This window comes from Salmonella sp. SJTUF15591 (assembly GCF_043356435.1).
Taxonomy (GTDB): Bacteria; Pseudomonadota; Gammaproteobacteria; order Enterobacterales; family Enterobacteriaceae; genus Salmonella; species Salmonella enterica.
Genome location: NZ_JBEUJO010000004.1, coordinates 281991 through 295618 on the forward strand (window position 1 = coordinate 281991; position 13628 = coordinate 295618).

The following is a 13628-nucleotide window of genomic DNA, read 5'->3' on the forward strand; positions in this document are numbered from 1 at the left end:
TCCGATGCGTGAAAAGAGGGATTTATGGAACATCAAAGAGAGCTATACCAGCAGCGCGGTTATAGCGAAGACTTATTACCTAAAACAGAAACCCAACGAAACTGGAAGGCATTTAACTATTTCACCTTATGGATGGGATCTGTACATAACGTGCCAAATTACGTTATGGTCGGCGGTTTTTTTATACTGGGGCTATCAACATTTAATATCATGTTGGCCATTATTATCAGCGCATTATTTATTGCGGCGGCGATGGTAATGAATGGCGCGGCAGGCAGCAAATATGGCGTTCCTTTTGCTATGATATTGCGAGGTTCTTACGGCGTCCGCGGCGCGCTATTCCCTGGATTATTGCGAGGGGGAATCGCGGCAATTATGTGGTTCGGCTTACAATGTTACGCGGGATCGCTGGCATTTCTTATTTTGATTGGGAAGATCTGGCCAGGATTTCTGACATTAGGCGGAGATTTCAAGCTGCTGGGTCTTTCACTGCCAGGACTAATTACTTTTCTAATTTTTTGGATTATTAACGTTGGCATCGGTTTTGGCGGTGGTAAAGTATTAAATAAATTTACCGCTATCCTCAATCCATGTATTTACATTGTCTTTGGCGGCATGGCTATTTGGGCAATATCGCTGGTCGGCATTGGCCCGATTCTGGACTATCTGCCTTCAGGCGTGCAAAAAGCAGAGCACAGCGGCTTTCTGTTCCTGGTGGTGATTAACGCCGTAGTCGCCGTCTGGGCAGCGCCAGCGGTGAGCGCGTCCGATTTCACGCAAAACGCGCATTCATTTCGCGCTCAGGCATTGGGACAAACGCTGGGGCTTATCGTAGCGTATATATTATTCGCCGTAGCCAGCGTGTGCATTATTGCCGGAGCCAGTATTCATTATGGTATGGATACCTGGAACGTGCTGGATATTGTGCAGCGCTGGGACAGTCTGTTTGCTTCATTCTTTGCGGTGCTGGTGATTCTGATGACGACAATTTCAACCAACGCCACCGGTAATATTATACCTGCGGGGTATCAAATTGCGGCGCTTGCCCCGACAAAGCTTAACTATAAAAATGGCGTAATGATTGCCAGTATTATCAGTCTACTGATTTGCCCATGGAAATTAATGGAGAATCAGGACAGTATTTATCTGTTCCTCGATATTATCGGCGGTATGCTTGGCCCGGTAATCGGCGTAATGTTAGCTCATTATTTTGTGGTAATGCGTGGAAAAATTAATCTTGATGAGCTGTACACCGCCAGCGGTGATTACAAATATTATGATAATGGATTTAACCTGACTGCATTTTCAGTCACCCTGGTCGCAGTCATTCTGTCATTAGGCGGCAAGTTTATACCATTTATGGAGCCTTTATCCCGCGTGTCCTGGTTTGTAGGCGTAATAGTTGCGTTCGTTGCTTATGCGCTATTGAAGAAACGCACGGGTTTTGAAAATACAGGAGAGAAAAAACTCGCAGGTTAAATATTGAAAAAGCATTAAGCGTATTTAATGAAGTGTGCGCTATTTAAAAACTATCTGTATCCATACAAGGAGTTTGTTATGTCTTTTGATTTAATTATTAAGAACGGTACTGTCATCTTAGAAAACGAAGCGAGAGTTATCGATATCGCCGTCCAGGGCGGAAAAATCGCTGCGATTGGCGAGAACCTGGGGGAAGCGAAAAATGTGCTGGATGCGACGGGATTGATCGTTTCGCCGGGCATGGTTGACGCGCATACCCACATTTCTGAACCGGGCCGTACCCACTGGGAAGGCTATGAAACCGGTACGCGCGCGGCGGCGAAAGGCGGTATTACCACGATGATTGAGATGCCGCTCAATCAGCTGCCGGCGACGGTCGATCGTGAGACGATTGAACTCAAGTTTGACGCGGCAAAAGGTAAATTGACCATCGACGCCGCGCAGTTGGGCGGTTTGGTTTCTTATAACCTGGATCGGCTGCATGAGCTGGACGAAGTGGGCGTTGTCGGCTTCAAGTGCTTTGTCGCCACCTGCGGCGATCGTGGCATCGATAATGATTTTCGCGACGTTAATGACTGGCAGTTTTACAAAGGCGCGCAGAAACTGGGGGAGATGGACCAGACGGTACTGGTACATTGCGAAAATGCTCTGATTTGTGATGAGCTGGGCGAGGAAGCTAAACGCGAAGGTCGCGTAACGGCGCATGATTATGTCGCCTCACGTCCGGTATTTACTGAAGTGGAAGCCATTCGTCGCGTGCTGTATCTGGCGAAAGCGGCAGGTTGCCGTCTGCACGTTTGCCATATCAGCAGCCCGGAGGGGGTAGAGGAAGTAACGCGCGCGCGTCAGGAAGGCCAGTATGTCACCTGTGAATCGTGCCCGCACTATTTTGTCCTCGATACCGATCAGTTCGAAGAGATTGGCACCCTGGCAAAATGTTCTCCGCCAATTCGCGACCAGGAAAACCAGAAAGGGATGTGGGAAAAACTGTTTAACGGCGAAATCGACTGCCTGGTATCCGACCACTCTCCATGCCCTCCGGAAATGAAAGCAGGCAATATCATGCAAGCATGGGGCGGAATTGCCGGACTGCAAAACTGCATGGACGTCATGTTTGATGAAGCGGTGCAAAAACGCGGTATGTCGTTGCCGATGTTTGGCAAATTAATGGCGACCAACGCCGCCGATATTTTTGGTCTGAAACATAAAGGACGTATTGCCCCCGGCAAAGATGCTGACCTGGTCTTTATTCAGCCTGACAGCAGCTATGTTCTGAAAAATGAAGATCTGGAATATCGCCATAAAGTCAGTCCGTATGTTGGCCGTACTATTGGCGCGCGTATTACCAAAACGATTTTGCGCGGCGATGTTATTTATGACATCGAGCATGGCTTCCCCGTGCCGCCAAAAGGTCAGTTTATCCTTAAACATCAGCAGTAATCCGGTGTGATTTAATGCCCGTCGTCACGACGGGCATTCTCTATTTTAAGGTGTGGATATGTTCCCTGTTATTAACCGCGAAAGTGTATTGTCCGGCTTTCAGTGGTTTTTCTTTATTTTCTGTAACACGGTTGTGGTTCCCCCTACCTTGCTGTCCGCTTTTCATCTTCCCGCTGATAACCTGTTAATGCTCACACAATACGCTTTTTTGACCACCGCGTTGGCCTGCCTGGTTCAGGCATTTTGCGGCCATCGCCGCGCCATTATGGAAGGGCCGACAGGGTTGTGGTGGGGCGCTATTCTTACGATTACGCTTGGCGAGGCGTCTCGCGGCACGCCGTTGAACGATATCGCCTCCAGCCTGTCGGTCGGGATCGCGATCTCCGCGATGGTGACGATATTTATCGGCATTAGCGGCTTAGGACACCGTCTGGCTCGCCTGTTTACGCCGGCGGTGATGGTTTTTTTCATGCTTCTTTTGGGCGCGCAGCTGACCTCAATATTTTTTAAAGGCATGCTGGGGCTGCCTTTTGGCATTGCCGATACCAGCGCCAGAATCAAATTGGCCCCCTTTGGGTTGGCGGTCGCGGTGATGTGTTTTATCCTCGCGATGATTATTTTCCTGCAACAGCGTATCTCCCGTTACGCGTTACTGGTAGGGACCGTGGTCGGGTGGGGGCTATGGCGGTTATGTTTTCCTTCATCACACTTACCGCCGGGTGAATTAAGCTGGCGATGGTTTCCGCTGGGCAGCCACGGCACGCTGATGCCGGGTATTATTGTGACGGCGGTGATGACGGGGTTAGTCAACATCAGCAACACTTACGGCGCCATCCGCGGTACCGATATCTTTTATCTGCATCAAGGGTCGGGCAGTTCTCGTTATCGCCGAAGCTTTATGATTTCCGGACTGATGACGTTAGTGACGGTGCCTTTTGCGGTCGTGCCTTTTTCGCCTTTTGTGTCTTCCATTGGTTTATTAACGCAAACCGGCGACAGTTCTCGCAAATCCTTTATCTGCGGTAGCGCGCTGTGTCTGCTGGTTGCCATTATAACGCCGTTAACCCGCTTATTTTGCGCTATTCCACTGGCGATCAGCAGCGCCGTTATGCTGGTCTCTTATTTACCTTTACTTTATTCCGGTTTGGTTTTTAGCCAGCAAATTACGTTTACCGCGCGGAATATTTATCGCCTGGCATTACCGCTTTTTGTCGGCATTTTTTTGATGGGGCTTCCTCCGGTCTATTTACAGGATCTTCCACTGATGATTCGTCCTCTGCTTAGCAACGGATTACTGGTGGGAATCTTACTGGCAGTGCTTATGGAAAATCTTATTCCGTGGGAACGCATTAAATAACGTGAGAAAACAAGGAGACATGATGAAGATTGTAATTGCGCCAGATTCATTTAAAGAGAGCTTAAGCGCTGATAAATGCTGTCAGGCTATTAAAGCGGGATTTTCAACCGTATTTCCTGATGCGCGCTATGTTTGTTTACCGATCGCCGATGGTGGAGAAGGAACCGTGGACGCGATGGTGGCAGCGACCGGCGGGAAACGGGTTTCTGTGGACGTTAGCGGGCCGATGGGGGAAAAAGTAAACGGATTTTATGGCCTGACCGGCGACGGCAAAACGGCGATTATTGAAATGGCGGCGGCGAGCGGATTGATGCTGGTGGCGCCCGAGGCGCGTAATCCGCTACTGGCATCCAGTTTCGGCACCGGCGAATTGATTCGTCACGCCCTGGACGCGGGGATTCGCCATATTATTCTGGGTATCGGCGGCAGCGCCACGGTGGATGGCGGAATGGGAGTAGCGCAGGCGCTCGGTGTGCGTTTTCTGGACGCGCAGGGAACGCCGCTTGGCGCCGGAGGGGGCAATTTATCGCGCCTGGCGAGCATTGACCTGCAGGGGTGCGATCCGCGAATTTCAGAGTGCCGTATTGAGGTCGCCTGTGATGTTGATAACCCGTTGGTGGGGCCACGCGGCGCGGCGGCGGTATTCGGTCCGCAGAAAGGGGCGACGCCTGAAATGGTTGAGACGCTGGAAAATGGATTACGTAATTATGCCCGTGTTTTACATGCCCTGACCGGACGCGACATGTCTCAAATACCGGGCGGTGGAGCGGCCGGAGGAATGGGGATTGCTGCTATCGTCTTCCTGGAAGCGGAAATGAAGCCCGGTATTGAGATTGTTATGCAGGCGGTGAAGCTGGAGGAGGCGGTAAAAGAGGCCTCGCTGGTGATTACCGGAGAAGGGCGAATCGACTCGCAAACGGCGGGAGGAAAAGCGCCGATAGGCGTCGCGTCAGTGGCGAAACGGCATCATGTCCCGGTTATCGGCATTGCCGGCGTACTGGGCGACGGCGTGGAAGTGGTCCATCGCCACGGTATTGATGCCGTATTCAGTATTTTGCCGCGGCTGGCGCCTTTGCCGGAAGTTCTGGCGAACGGTGAACAAAATCTCTACCACAGCGCCTGTAATATTGCCCGCGTCATCAAACTTGGCCAGGACATCGGGACTCGTTAAGCATAAAAAAAGCCACGGTTCTCACCGTGGCAAAATCCAACATAGCTAAATTAAAAATAATCAGGAGGGCTGCCCGCCGTTAAATCATAACGTCGCGGTTACAGTCTTTGGAGTAGATGTAGCTGAATGCTTCGCCACGACCTACACCGTATCCGGCCTGCAGGGAATAAGCGCCCATGAAGATGTAGTCGCCTTTTTTCACCGGCACCCAGTTGTTGTCGAGGTTATAAACCCCCTGGCCGGAAAGGATATAAGCGCCATGTTCCTGGACGTGGGTTTCAATATAGCCGTGGCTGGCGCCCGGTTCGAACGACAGAATATGCATATTCATATCGAAGCCCAGCTCTTTAGGCAGGAAATCCAGCAGAATAACATCTTCCATGCCTTCATAATGAATACGCTCCAGCTGGCTGGCATTGCCGGAAACCAACCACGGGGCATGCCCCTCGACAGGAGTATAGCGGCGTTTATATAAAAATAGCTGGCTGTCTTCCGTTTGAGTGTTGCTAAAGGTCATCATCTTGCCCGGTGGACAATAGAGGTATCCGCCCTGAGTTAAAGAGAATGTTTTTCCTTCTGCTTTAGCTTCAATATTTCCCGTAATGACATAGAGAAAAGTTTCAATCCCCTCGCCGCCAAAGCCCTGCTGGTTGCCGCCATTCTGATGTAAGGTGACCAGATAATCGACGAAAGAAGCACCCAGCTTCGGCGTCGAAAGGATGGTGACGTCACAGTTTTCAAAGCCGGGAATAATATTTTTCACCAGACCGTCCGGCGTTAAGAGCGCATAGTTACCGTGTTTCACAATGGCGCGGTTCGCCAGTAAATCATCGCGGTAACCCGTGACGTTATTCAGATATCCCATTGATGGCTCCTTATTTTTGCCAGGCAAGTTGATGCAGCATTAATGCCAGAGTTTTGACCCCTTCAGCAAGGTCATTAATGTTGGTACGTTCCGCCGGGTTATGGCTGATACCATTAATGCTGGGGACGAAAATCATACAGGTAGGGACGCGCGGCGCGAAAATTTGCGCGTCATGACCTGCGCCGCTATGCATTATGCGATAGTTCAGTTGTTCGGTTTCACACAGCCTGGTGAGGGCCGCGACCAGTTCGGCGTTCATCGGCACCGGCGCTTCGTCCATCCACAAATCGATATCGATGCTGATATCCATTTCATCGCAGATGGCGCGCATATCGTTTTCCAACTGTTCGGTAAATTCGCGAAGTACCGCGGCGTCCGTATGCCGGCAATCGATTGTAAATGTGGTTTTTCCAGGGACTACATTGACCGTATTCGGCTGCGGCTCAACTTTGCCGAACGTTAATACCAGGGGATCGCCATGCTGTTTGGCTTTTTCAATGGACTGACTGCAAATACGACTGAAGGCATGCACCGTATCGCGACGATAGCCCATTGGTGTTGTGCCTGCATGGTTGGACTCGCCGTTGAGCGTCACCGTGTAGCGACGTTGCCCGACGATGGCGTTGACGACGCCAATCGACTGTCCGTTGCTCTCCAGAACGCAGCCTTGCTCAATATGCAATTCAACAAAGGCGCGGATATCGGTTCGCGCGGCGAGCGGCGCGGCGGGAAGGGTAAATCCGCACGCCTGCATAGCGTCGACAAAGCCTGTGCCTTTGGCGTCCTGGATATGGCGTACCTCTTCAGGATTCGCCAGGCCAAAAATGTTCTTGCTGCCCCAAAAAACGTAAGGGAAACGGCTGCCTTCTTCCTCAGCCATTGACACTACCTCGACGGTGCGCAGCGGCGCGCCGTAGGTCGCTTTTAGCCAGTCGATCGCCAGCCAGGCGGCAAGCGCGCCGAATTGCCCGTCCAGATTGCCGCCGTTGACGACCGTATCAATATGCGAACCGCTTAAAATCACCTGCTCCGGAAATTGTGTGCCGCAAAGGCGGCCATATAAATTTCCGACGTCATCAAAGCGTGTCTCCAGACCGCTTTCTGCCATTCGCTTTTTAAACTGCTGCTGTGTTTCCAGCCACTCAGGCGAATAAAGTAAACGCGTCATTCCACCCGTAGGATCGGCTCCAATGGAAGAGAGCCAGGGCAATGTTTCTTCTATCGCGTGGCGAAAATGCTTTATCATAGAAAATTCCTGTTTCAATAATTATTGGGCAAAGGGATTTTTTGTTTCGTATGACTTGAGATAGAGGGCATCGGAAATCAGATATTGATAAATATCATCAACAATATCGATACCATTCATATCGGCATTTTTCTGTTTAATATCCTGATCCTGTCCAGGATAATAAACCTGTTTAAAACCGGGGGCGGGCTTCACGGAATTGAGTTCCTGCATGGTCTGACTAATATGTTTGCGGAATAATTCACAGGAAGAGAAGAACGCCGGATTAATGACCAGATGAAGTTGTCCTAAATTGCGTCCGGCGTGTAAATCTTCATACATCGAACTGACCTGGCGGCCAAACGGCAGCCCCAGCAGAATACCGGACAGAATATCGATCATCATCATCAGGCCGTAACCTTTCGGGCCTGCGGCGGGTAATAACGCATTGACGGCAAAAGGATCATGTGTCGGCGCGCCATTTTTATCGACGGCCCAACTCTCCGGAATGGACTCATTGCGGGACCGTGCATCGAGGACTTTTCCCCAGGCCTGCACGGTGGTGGCCATATCGAAGGTAATGATGTCGTCGCCTTCGCCCGGCGCGGCAAAGGCCAGCGGATTAGTGCCATAGTAAATATCCGCCCCGCCAAACGGCACGACCATAGGATCGGACTGACAGATAGACAGACCGATCAGGCCTTCGCGAGCAGCCTGGCGGACGAAATAAGAGATGGCGCCGCTATGGCCCATTCTGCTAATGCCGACAACCGCGACGCCATTTTTTTTGGCTATTTCAATAGCATGCTCCATTCCCATTTTGGCTGCGACCTGTCCGGCAGCATTATCGGCATGCAGTATCGCCGTACAGGGACCGGTATTCTCAATGCGGAACGTCGGCTCCCGGTTGGTGCCGCCTTTTGAAATTCGTTCGGCATAATATTCAACGCGTACGGCGCCATGTGAGTGAATACCTCTGGCATCTGCATAAACCAGTACGTCGGCGACGATGGCGGCGTGCTCACGTTTTAGTCCGGCTTTATAAAGCTTATTTTCGATAAGCTGATGGAGTGTTTCCCGACTGATTTTCATCTGTCTTCCTTTTTAACGACGGTGTGAAGCATGACTGCGATTAACATACCGGGAAAATAAAATGATTATGTGATCCAGACAGGCAAAAAAATATAATTAGAATTTATTTGATAATCAGGCGGGTTTTATCTTTTTGCTTAAATAAAAAGCTTTTTTAGAAAATCATAACTAATCCTTTAGCCGTTGTTTGAATTCTTTTGTTAATAAATTTGATGTGACGTTAATCACTCTATTTACCCTCCCGGATATATACCGTGAAGCGCACATTAACACTGCTCGTGCAATTGCAATGGGTGCAATTATTAAGGAGTTGTTATGATCCACGCCTTTATTAAAAAAGGGTGTTTTCAGGACTCTGTCAGCTTAATGATTATTTCTCGAAAGCTGAGTGAGTCCGAAAATGTTGATGATGTATCGGTAATGATGGGTACGCCTGCGAATAAGTCGCTGCTGGAAACTACCGGTTTCTGGCATGACGATTTTCATGGCGCTACGCCCAATGACATTTGCGTGGCGATTCGTACCGAAGCGGTAGATGACGGCATTACGCAGGTGATTGTGCAACAGCTCGAAGAAGCATTGCAGCAGTTGGCGCAGGGAAGCAGCGGCAGCCAGTCGTTAATCCAGGTCAGACGCTGGGAAAGCGCCTGTCAGAAACTGCCAGAGGCGAATCTGGCGCTGGTATCGGTGGCCGGCGAATATGCGGCGGAACTGGCAGATCTGGCGCTGGATCGTTCGTTGAACGTGATGATCTTCTCCGATAATGTCACGCTGGACGACGAAATCAGACTAAAACGCCGGGCGCGTGATAAAGGACTGCTGGTCATGGGGCCGGATTGCGGCACCGCTATGATCGCCAATACGCCGCTGGCTTTCGCTAACGTCATGCCAGAGGGCAACATCGGGGTGATTGGCGCTTCCGGCACCGGTATTCAGGAGCTCTGTTCACAGATTGCGCTGGCGGGGGAAGGGATTACCCATGCCATCGGGCTTGGCGGACGCGATTTGAGCGCCGAGGTCGGCGGGATCAGCGCGCTAACGGCACTGGAGATACTCAGCGCGGATGAAAAGAGCCAGGTGCTGGCCTTTGTCTCCAAACCGCCTGCCGATGCGGTTCGTCAGCATATTATCGCGGCGATGAAAGCCACCGGCAAACCTGTTGTAGCGCTGTTCTTAGGGTTTTCCTCTCCCGTTGCGCGTGAGGGAAACGTCTGGTTTGCCTCGACGCTGGATGAAGCCGCCCGCCTGGCATGTTTATTGTCTCGCGTGACGTCGCAGCGTAAAGAAATGGTTTCAACAGGCGGCGTGATTCGTGGCCTCTATACCGGCGGAACGCTGGCGGCGGAAGCGGCGGGGCTGCTGGCCGGCTATCTGGGCGTCGCGACGGATACGGAACATCACCATGGCATGATGCTTGACGCTGACGGCCACCAGATTATCGATCTGGGCGATGACTTTTATACCGTTGGGCGACCACATCCGATGATCGACCCGGCGTTACGTAATCAGCTTATCGCCGGGCTTGGCGCGCAGCCGCAGGTACGCGTGTTATTAGTGGACGTCGTTATTGGTTTTGGCGCGACCGCCGATCCCGCCGCATCGCTGATTCAGGCCTGGCAGAAGGCATGCGCCGCACGCGCCGGCGACCAGCCGCTGTTCGCCATCGCAACCGTCACCGGAACGGAACGCGATCCTCAGTGCCGCTCGCAACAAATCGCCGCGCTCGAAGATGCCGGCATCACGGTAGTGGATTCTCTTCCCGAAGCCACTCTGTTGGCCGCGGAACTGATTCGACCCACTCTCTCTTCCACTCATCCATCAGCTCCCCGGTTACTGGAAGCGGTAGCGGTGATTAATGCCGGGTTACGTAGCTTCGCGCTGGATTTACAGGCTGCCGGTATGCCCGTGGTGCACTACCAGTGGGCGCCTGTCGCTGGCGGTAATAAAAAACTGGCTCGTCTGTTAGAACGTTTGCAATAAGGGGTTTCCATGTTTACATCAGTGGCGCAAGCCAACGCTGCAGTCATCGAACAAATTCGTCGCGCACGTCCGCACTGGCTGGATGTGAAGCCAGCTTCTTCATTAATTAGCGTGCTCAATCAGGGGAAAACGCTTCTTCATGCCGGGCCGCCGATGCGCTGGCAAGAGATGACCGGCCCGATGAAAGGCGCCTGTATCGGCGCATGCCTGTTTGAAGGATGGGCCAAAGATGAAATGAGCGCGCTCGCGCTGTTAGAGCAGGGAAAGGTCAACTTTATTCCCTGCCATCACGTTAACGCCGTGGGGCCGATGGGCGGTATTACCTCAGCCAGTATGCCGATGCTGGTCGTGGAAAATATCACCGATGGCAATCGCGCGTACTGCAATCTCAACGAAGGGATCGGCAAAGTGATGCGTTTCGGCGCCTATGGTGAGGATGTTCAGCAACGTTTGCGCTGGATGCGTGATATGCTGATGCCGGTATTAAGCGCGGCGCTGGGACGTCTGGAGCGGGGCCTCGACCTGACCGCAATGATGGCGCAGGGCATTACGATGGGAGATGAATTCCACCAGCGCAATATCGCCTCTTCCGCATTGCTGATGCGCACGTTGGCGCCGCATATCGCCCGTCTGGAACACGATAAGCAGCAGATAGCGGAAGTGATGGATTTTCTGAGCGTCACCGATCAATTCTTCCTTAATCTGGCGATGGCCTACTGTAAAGCCGCCATGGACGCAGGCGCGCAGATTCGCGCCGGCAGTATTGTGACGGCGATGACCCGTAATGGCGATATGTTTGGTATTCGGGTTAGCGGTCTGGGCGACCGTTGGTTCACCGCGCCTGTTAATACGCCGCAGGGGCTATTTTTTACCGGTTTTTCGCAGGATCAGGCCAACCCGGACATGGGCGACAGTGCCATTACTGAAACGTTTGGTATTGGCGGCGCTGCGATGATTGCCGCGCCTGGCGTAACGCGTTTTGTCGGTGCCGGGGGAATGGAAGCGGCGAAATCTGTTTCTGAAGAGATGGCTGAAATTTATCTCGAACGCAACATGCAGCTACAAATCCCCGGCTGGGATTTTCAGGGGGCCTGTCTGGGACTGGATATCCGCCGCGTGGTCGAGACCGGAATTACGCCGCTGATTAACACGGGTATCGCGCATAAAGAGGCGGGGATTGGACAGATTGGCGCGGGAACCGTCCGTGCGCCGCTGGCCTGTTTCGAGCAGGCGCTGGAAGCGCTGGCGGAAAGCATGGGCGTAAGTTAAGAGAGCGTCTCATGAAACGTATCCATCCTCTTATGGCAAGCCGACAATCGGCGGATTATCGGCAACCCTGGCAGATGTCAGGGGTATGGCGTCGCTCTATTAATTTTGTGGCGAAAAGCGGTGAGTTATTAACGCTTCACCGTCGGGGGAGCGGCTTCAGTCCGGGAGGGTGGATACTGCGCGGCGGCGATTTTGACGCATTGCGCGATGTGCTCACCGATGGCGAAAAACCGCAGTCAACCGCTGCCGGTATTCAGATTGGCGAGTTTCTTTTATGCGAGCCGGAGAGGCGCTGTTCGCTGCGGGTTCCGCGCTATCTTGCGTCGCCGCGTCTTAACGCGACGTACATGCAGCGTAGTGAGGAGACGGGGCTGTTTGGGCCGTTAACCGTCGCCGCAGCCCAGCCTCTATGTCCGGAACTTCGCCAGTTTTGTCACTGCTTTCAGTCGGCGCTTGCAGGTGCTGCGACTGACTGGCGGCTATGGCTGGGTAAAGGGCCGGGCTTAACGCCCAGTCATGACGACACGCTGACGGGAATGTTGCTGGCGGCCTGGTATTTTGGCGCCATAGATGAACGCGCCGGGCGTAATTTTTTTGCCCAATCCGGCAGCCTTGATCGGGCGACGACGCTCGTGAGCGTTAGCTATTTACGCTATGCGGCTATGGGTTATTTCGCGTCGCCTTTACTCCACTTTATTCATGCGCTGCGACGAGATGTTCGCACAGAAACGGCGATTGATGGACTGCTGGCGCTGGGGCACACCTCTGGCGCGGATACGCTGCTGGGGTTCTGGCTTGGACAACAAATAGTAAAAGGATAGGGAATGAAAACGTTGGTAGTTGCTCTTGGCGGCAACGCATTATTGCAGCGCGGAGAAGCGCTAACGGCAGAGAATCAATATCGCAATATTGCTGACGCGGTGCCTGCGCTGGCGCGACTTGCCCGCTCGTATCGGCTGGCGATAGTACATGGCAACGGCCCCCAGGTCGGCCTGTTGGCTTTACAGAACCTTGCCTGGAAAGCCGTTGAGCCTTATCCGCTGGATGTGCTGGTGGCGGAAAGTCAGGGAATGATCGGCTATATGCTGGCGCAACGTCTGGCGCTTGAACCCGATATGCCGCCGGTGACTGCGGTATTAACGCGAATAAAGGTATCGGCGGACGATCCTGCTTTTCTTGAACCGGAAAAGTTTATCGGTCCCGTTTATTCGCCAGAAGAGCAAATGTCGCTGGAAGCGACTTATGGCTGGCATATGAAACGTGATGGAAAATATCTGCGCCGTGTCGTCGCTTCCCCGGCGCCGCGTCAGATTATCGAAAGCGCCGCTATTGAGTTATTGCTAAAAGAGGGCCATGTGGTGATTTGCAGCGGCGGTGGCGGGGTACCTGTTGCCGGCGAGGGCGAAGGGGTCGAGGCGGTGATAGATAAAGACCTGGCGGCGGCATTGCTGGCGGAGCAGATAGCGGCCGATGGTCTGATTATTTTGACGGATGCGGATGCGGTGTATGAACATTGGGGAACGCCGCAGCAGCGCGCTATTCGTCAGGCTTCGCCCGATGAGCTGGCGCCGTTTGCCAAAGCCGATGGCGCGATGGGGCCGAAGGTGACCGCGGTAAGCGGGTATGTGAAGCGGTGCGGAAAGCCGGCATGGATTGGCGCATTGTCGCGTATTGACGATACCCTGGCGGGCAGAGCGGGAACCTGCATCTCTCTGTGATCGCGACGGGCGGCGACAGAGAATGCGCCGCC

At 52.8% G+C, this 13628-nt stretch carries 11 protein-coding genes; 8 read left to right on the forward strand and 3 right to left on the reverse strand.

Annotation, left to right across the window (positions count from 1 at the left end; genetic code table 11):
* Positions 1-24 precede the first annotated feature (24 nt).
* The 4 genes from ABVM99_RS11430 to glxK all read left to right on the forward strand — a co-directional run bounded on the left by ABVM99_RS11430 (position 25) and on the right by glxK (position 5447).
* The gene (locus tag ABVM99_RS11430) at positions 25-1479 is read left to right on the forward strand and encodes a putative allantoin permease (RefSeq protein WP_000401063.1); all 1455 of its coding nucleotides are present in this window, start codon (positions 25-27) and stop codon (positions 1477-1479) included.
* Between the two features lie 78 nt (positions 1480-1557).
* Positions 1558-2919 carry an allantoinase AllB gene (gene allB / locus ABVM99_RS11435; protein WP_023195666.1) on the forward strand — a complete coding sequence of 454 codons (1362 nt, stop codon included), beginning with the start codon at positions 1558-1560 and terminating at the stop codon, positions 2917-2919.
* Positions 2920-2977: 58 nt separating this feature from the next.
* Complete coding sequence (locus tag ABVM99_RS11440; protein WP_000484505.1) at positions 2978-4276, forward strand: uracil/xanthine transporter; 1299 nt, start codon at positions 2978-2980, stop codon at positions 4274-4276.
* 22 nt (positions 4277-4298) lie between these two features.
* Complete coding sequence (glxK, locus tag ABVM99_RS11445) at positions 4299-5447, forward strand: glycerate 3-kinase (RefSeq protein WP_000706331.1); 1149 nt, start codon at positions 4299-4301, stop codon at positions 5445-5447.
* Between the two features lie 79 nt (positions 5448-5526).
* On the opposite strand, the gene allE is transcribed toward glxK, so the two are convergent.
* From allE to allD, 3 genes are read right to left on the reverse strand one after another with little or no spacing between them, the layout of a single operon-like run.
* The gene (allE, locus tag ABVM99_RS11450; protein ID WP_023195689.1) at positions 5527-6312 is read right to left on the reverse strand and encodes a (S)-ureidoglycine aminohydrolase; all 786 of its coding nucleotides are present in this window, start codon (positions 6310-6312) and stop codon (positions 5527-5529) included.
* Positions 6313-6322: 10 nt separating this feature from the next.
* Positions 6323-7558: an allantoate deiminase gene (gene allC / locus ABVM99_RS11455; RefSeq protein ID WP_000589759.1), complete on the reverse strand. Its 1236-nt coding sequence runs from the start codon at positions 7556-7558 to the stop codon at positions 6323-6325.
* Between the two features lie 21 nt (positions 7559-7579).
* Positions 7580-8629, reverse strand: coding sequence for an ureidoglycolate dehydrogenase (gene allD, locus ABVM99_RS11460; RefSeq protein WP_000703936.1), 1050 nt, complete (start codon positions 8627-8629; stop codon positions 7580-7582).
* 315 nt (positions 8630-8944) lie between these two features.
* Between allD and ABVM99_RS11465 the strand changes: the two genes are divergently transcribed.
* Genes ABVM99_RS11465 through ABVM99_RS11480 form a run of 4 tightly spaced genes read left to right on the forward strand, consistent with a single transcriptional unit; the run spans position 8945 to position 13596 of the window.
* Positions 8945-10609 carry an acyl-CoA synthetase FdrA gene (locus ABVM99_RS11465; RefSeq protein WP_023195688.1) on the forward strand — a complete coding sequence of 555 codons (1665 nt, stop codon included), beginning with the start codon at positions 8945-8947 and terminating at the stop codon, positions 10607-10609.
* A 9-nt stretch (positions 10610-10618) separates the two neighbouring features.
* Positions 10619-11878, forward strand: a complete 1260-nt coding sequence (locus ABVM99_RS11470) for a DUF1116 domain-containing protein (RefSeq protein ID WP_020937086.1) — start codon at positions 10619-10621, stop codon at positions 11876-11878.
* An 11-nt stretch (positions 11879-11889) separates the two neighbouring features.
* Positions 11890-12699 (forward strand): DUF2877 domain-containing protein, encoded by an 810-nt coding sequence (locus tag ABVM99_RS11475; protein WP_000821192.1) that lies wholly within the window; start codon positions 11890-11892, stop codon positions 12697-12699.
* 3 nt (positions 12700-12702) lie between these two features.
* Positions 12703-13596: a carbamate kinase gene (locus ABVM99_RS11480; protein ID WP_052938304.1), complete on the forward strand. Its 894-nt coding sequence runs from the start codon at positions 12703-12705 to the stop codon at positions 13594-13596.
* Positions 13597-13628 lie beyond the last annotated feature (32 nt).

Bases quoted from the DNA above. Each gene is read 5' to 3' on its own strand.
- allB (WP_023195666.1), top strand. From the start codon at position 1,558: ATGTCTTTTGATTTAATTATTAAGAACGGTACTGTCATCTTAGAAAAC.
- allD (WP_000703936.1), bottom strand. From the start codon at position 8,629: ATGAAAATCAGTCGGGAAACACTCCATCAGCTTATCGAAAATAAGCTT.
- ABVM99_RS11470 (WP_020937086.1), top strand. From the start codon at position 10,619: ATGTTTACATCAGTGGCGCAAGCCAACGCTGCAGTCATCGAACAAATT.
- ABVM99_RS11430 (WP_000401063.1), top strand. From the start codon at position 25: ATGGAACATCAAAGAGAGCTATACCAGCAGCGCGGTTATAGCGAAGAC.
- allC (WP_000589759.1), bottom strand. From the start codon at position 7,558: ATGATAAAGCATTTTCGCCACGCGATAGAAGAAACATTGCCCTGGCTC.
- ABVM99_RS11465 (WP_023195688.1), top strand. From the start codon at position 8,945: ATGATCCACGCCTTTATTAAAAAAGGGTGTTTTCAGGACTCTGTCAGC.
- allE (WP_023195689.1), bottom strand. From the start codon at position 6,312: ATGGGATATCTGAATAACGTCACGGGTTACCGCGATGATTTACTGGCG.
- ABVM99_RS11480 (WP_052938304.1), top strand. From the start codon at position 12,703: ATGAAAACGTTGGTAGTTGCTCTTGGCGGCAACGCATTATTGCAGCGC.
- ABVM99_RS11440 (WP_000484505.1), top strand. From the start codon at position 2,978: ATGTTCCCTGTTATTAACCGCGAAAGTGTATTGTCCGGCTTTCAGTGG.
- ABVM99_RS11475 (WP_000821192.1), top strand. From the start codon at position 11,890: ATGAAACGTATCCATCCTCTTATGGCAAGCCGACAATCGGCGGATTAT.
- glxK (WP_000706331.1), top strand. From the start codon at position 4,299: ATGAAGATTGTAATTGCGCCAGATTCATTTAAAGAGAGCTTAAGCGCT.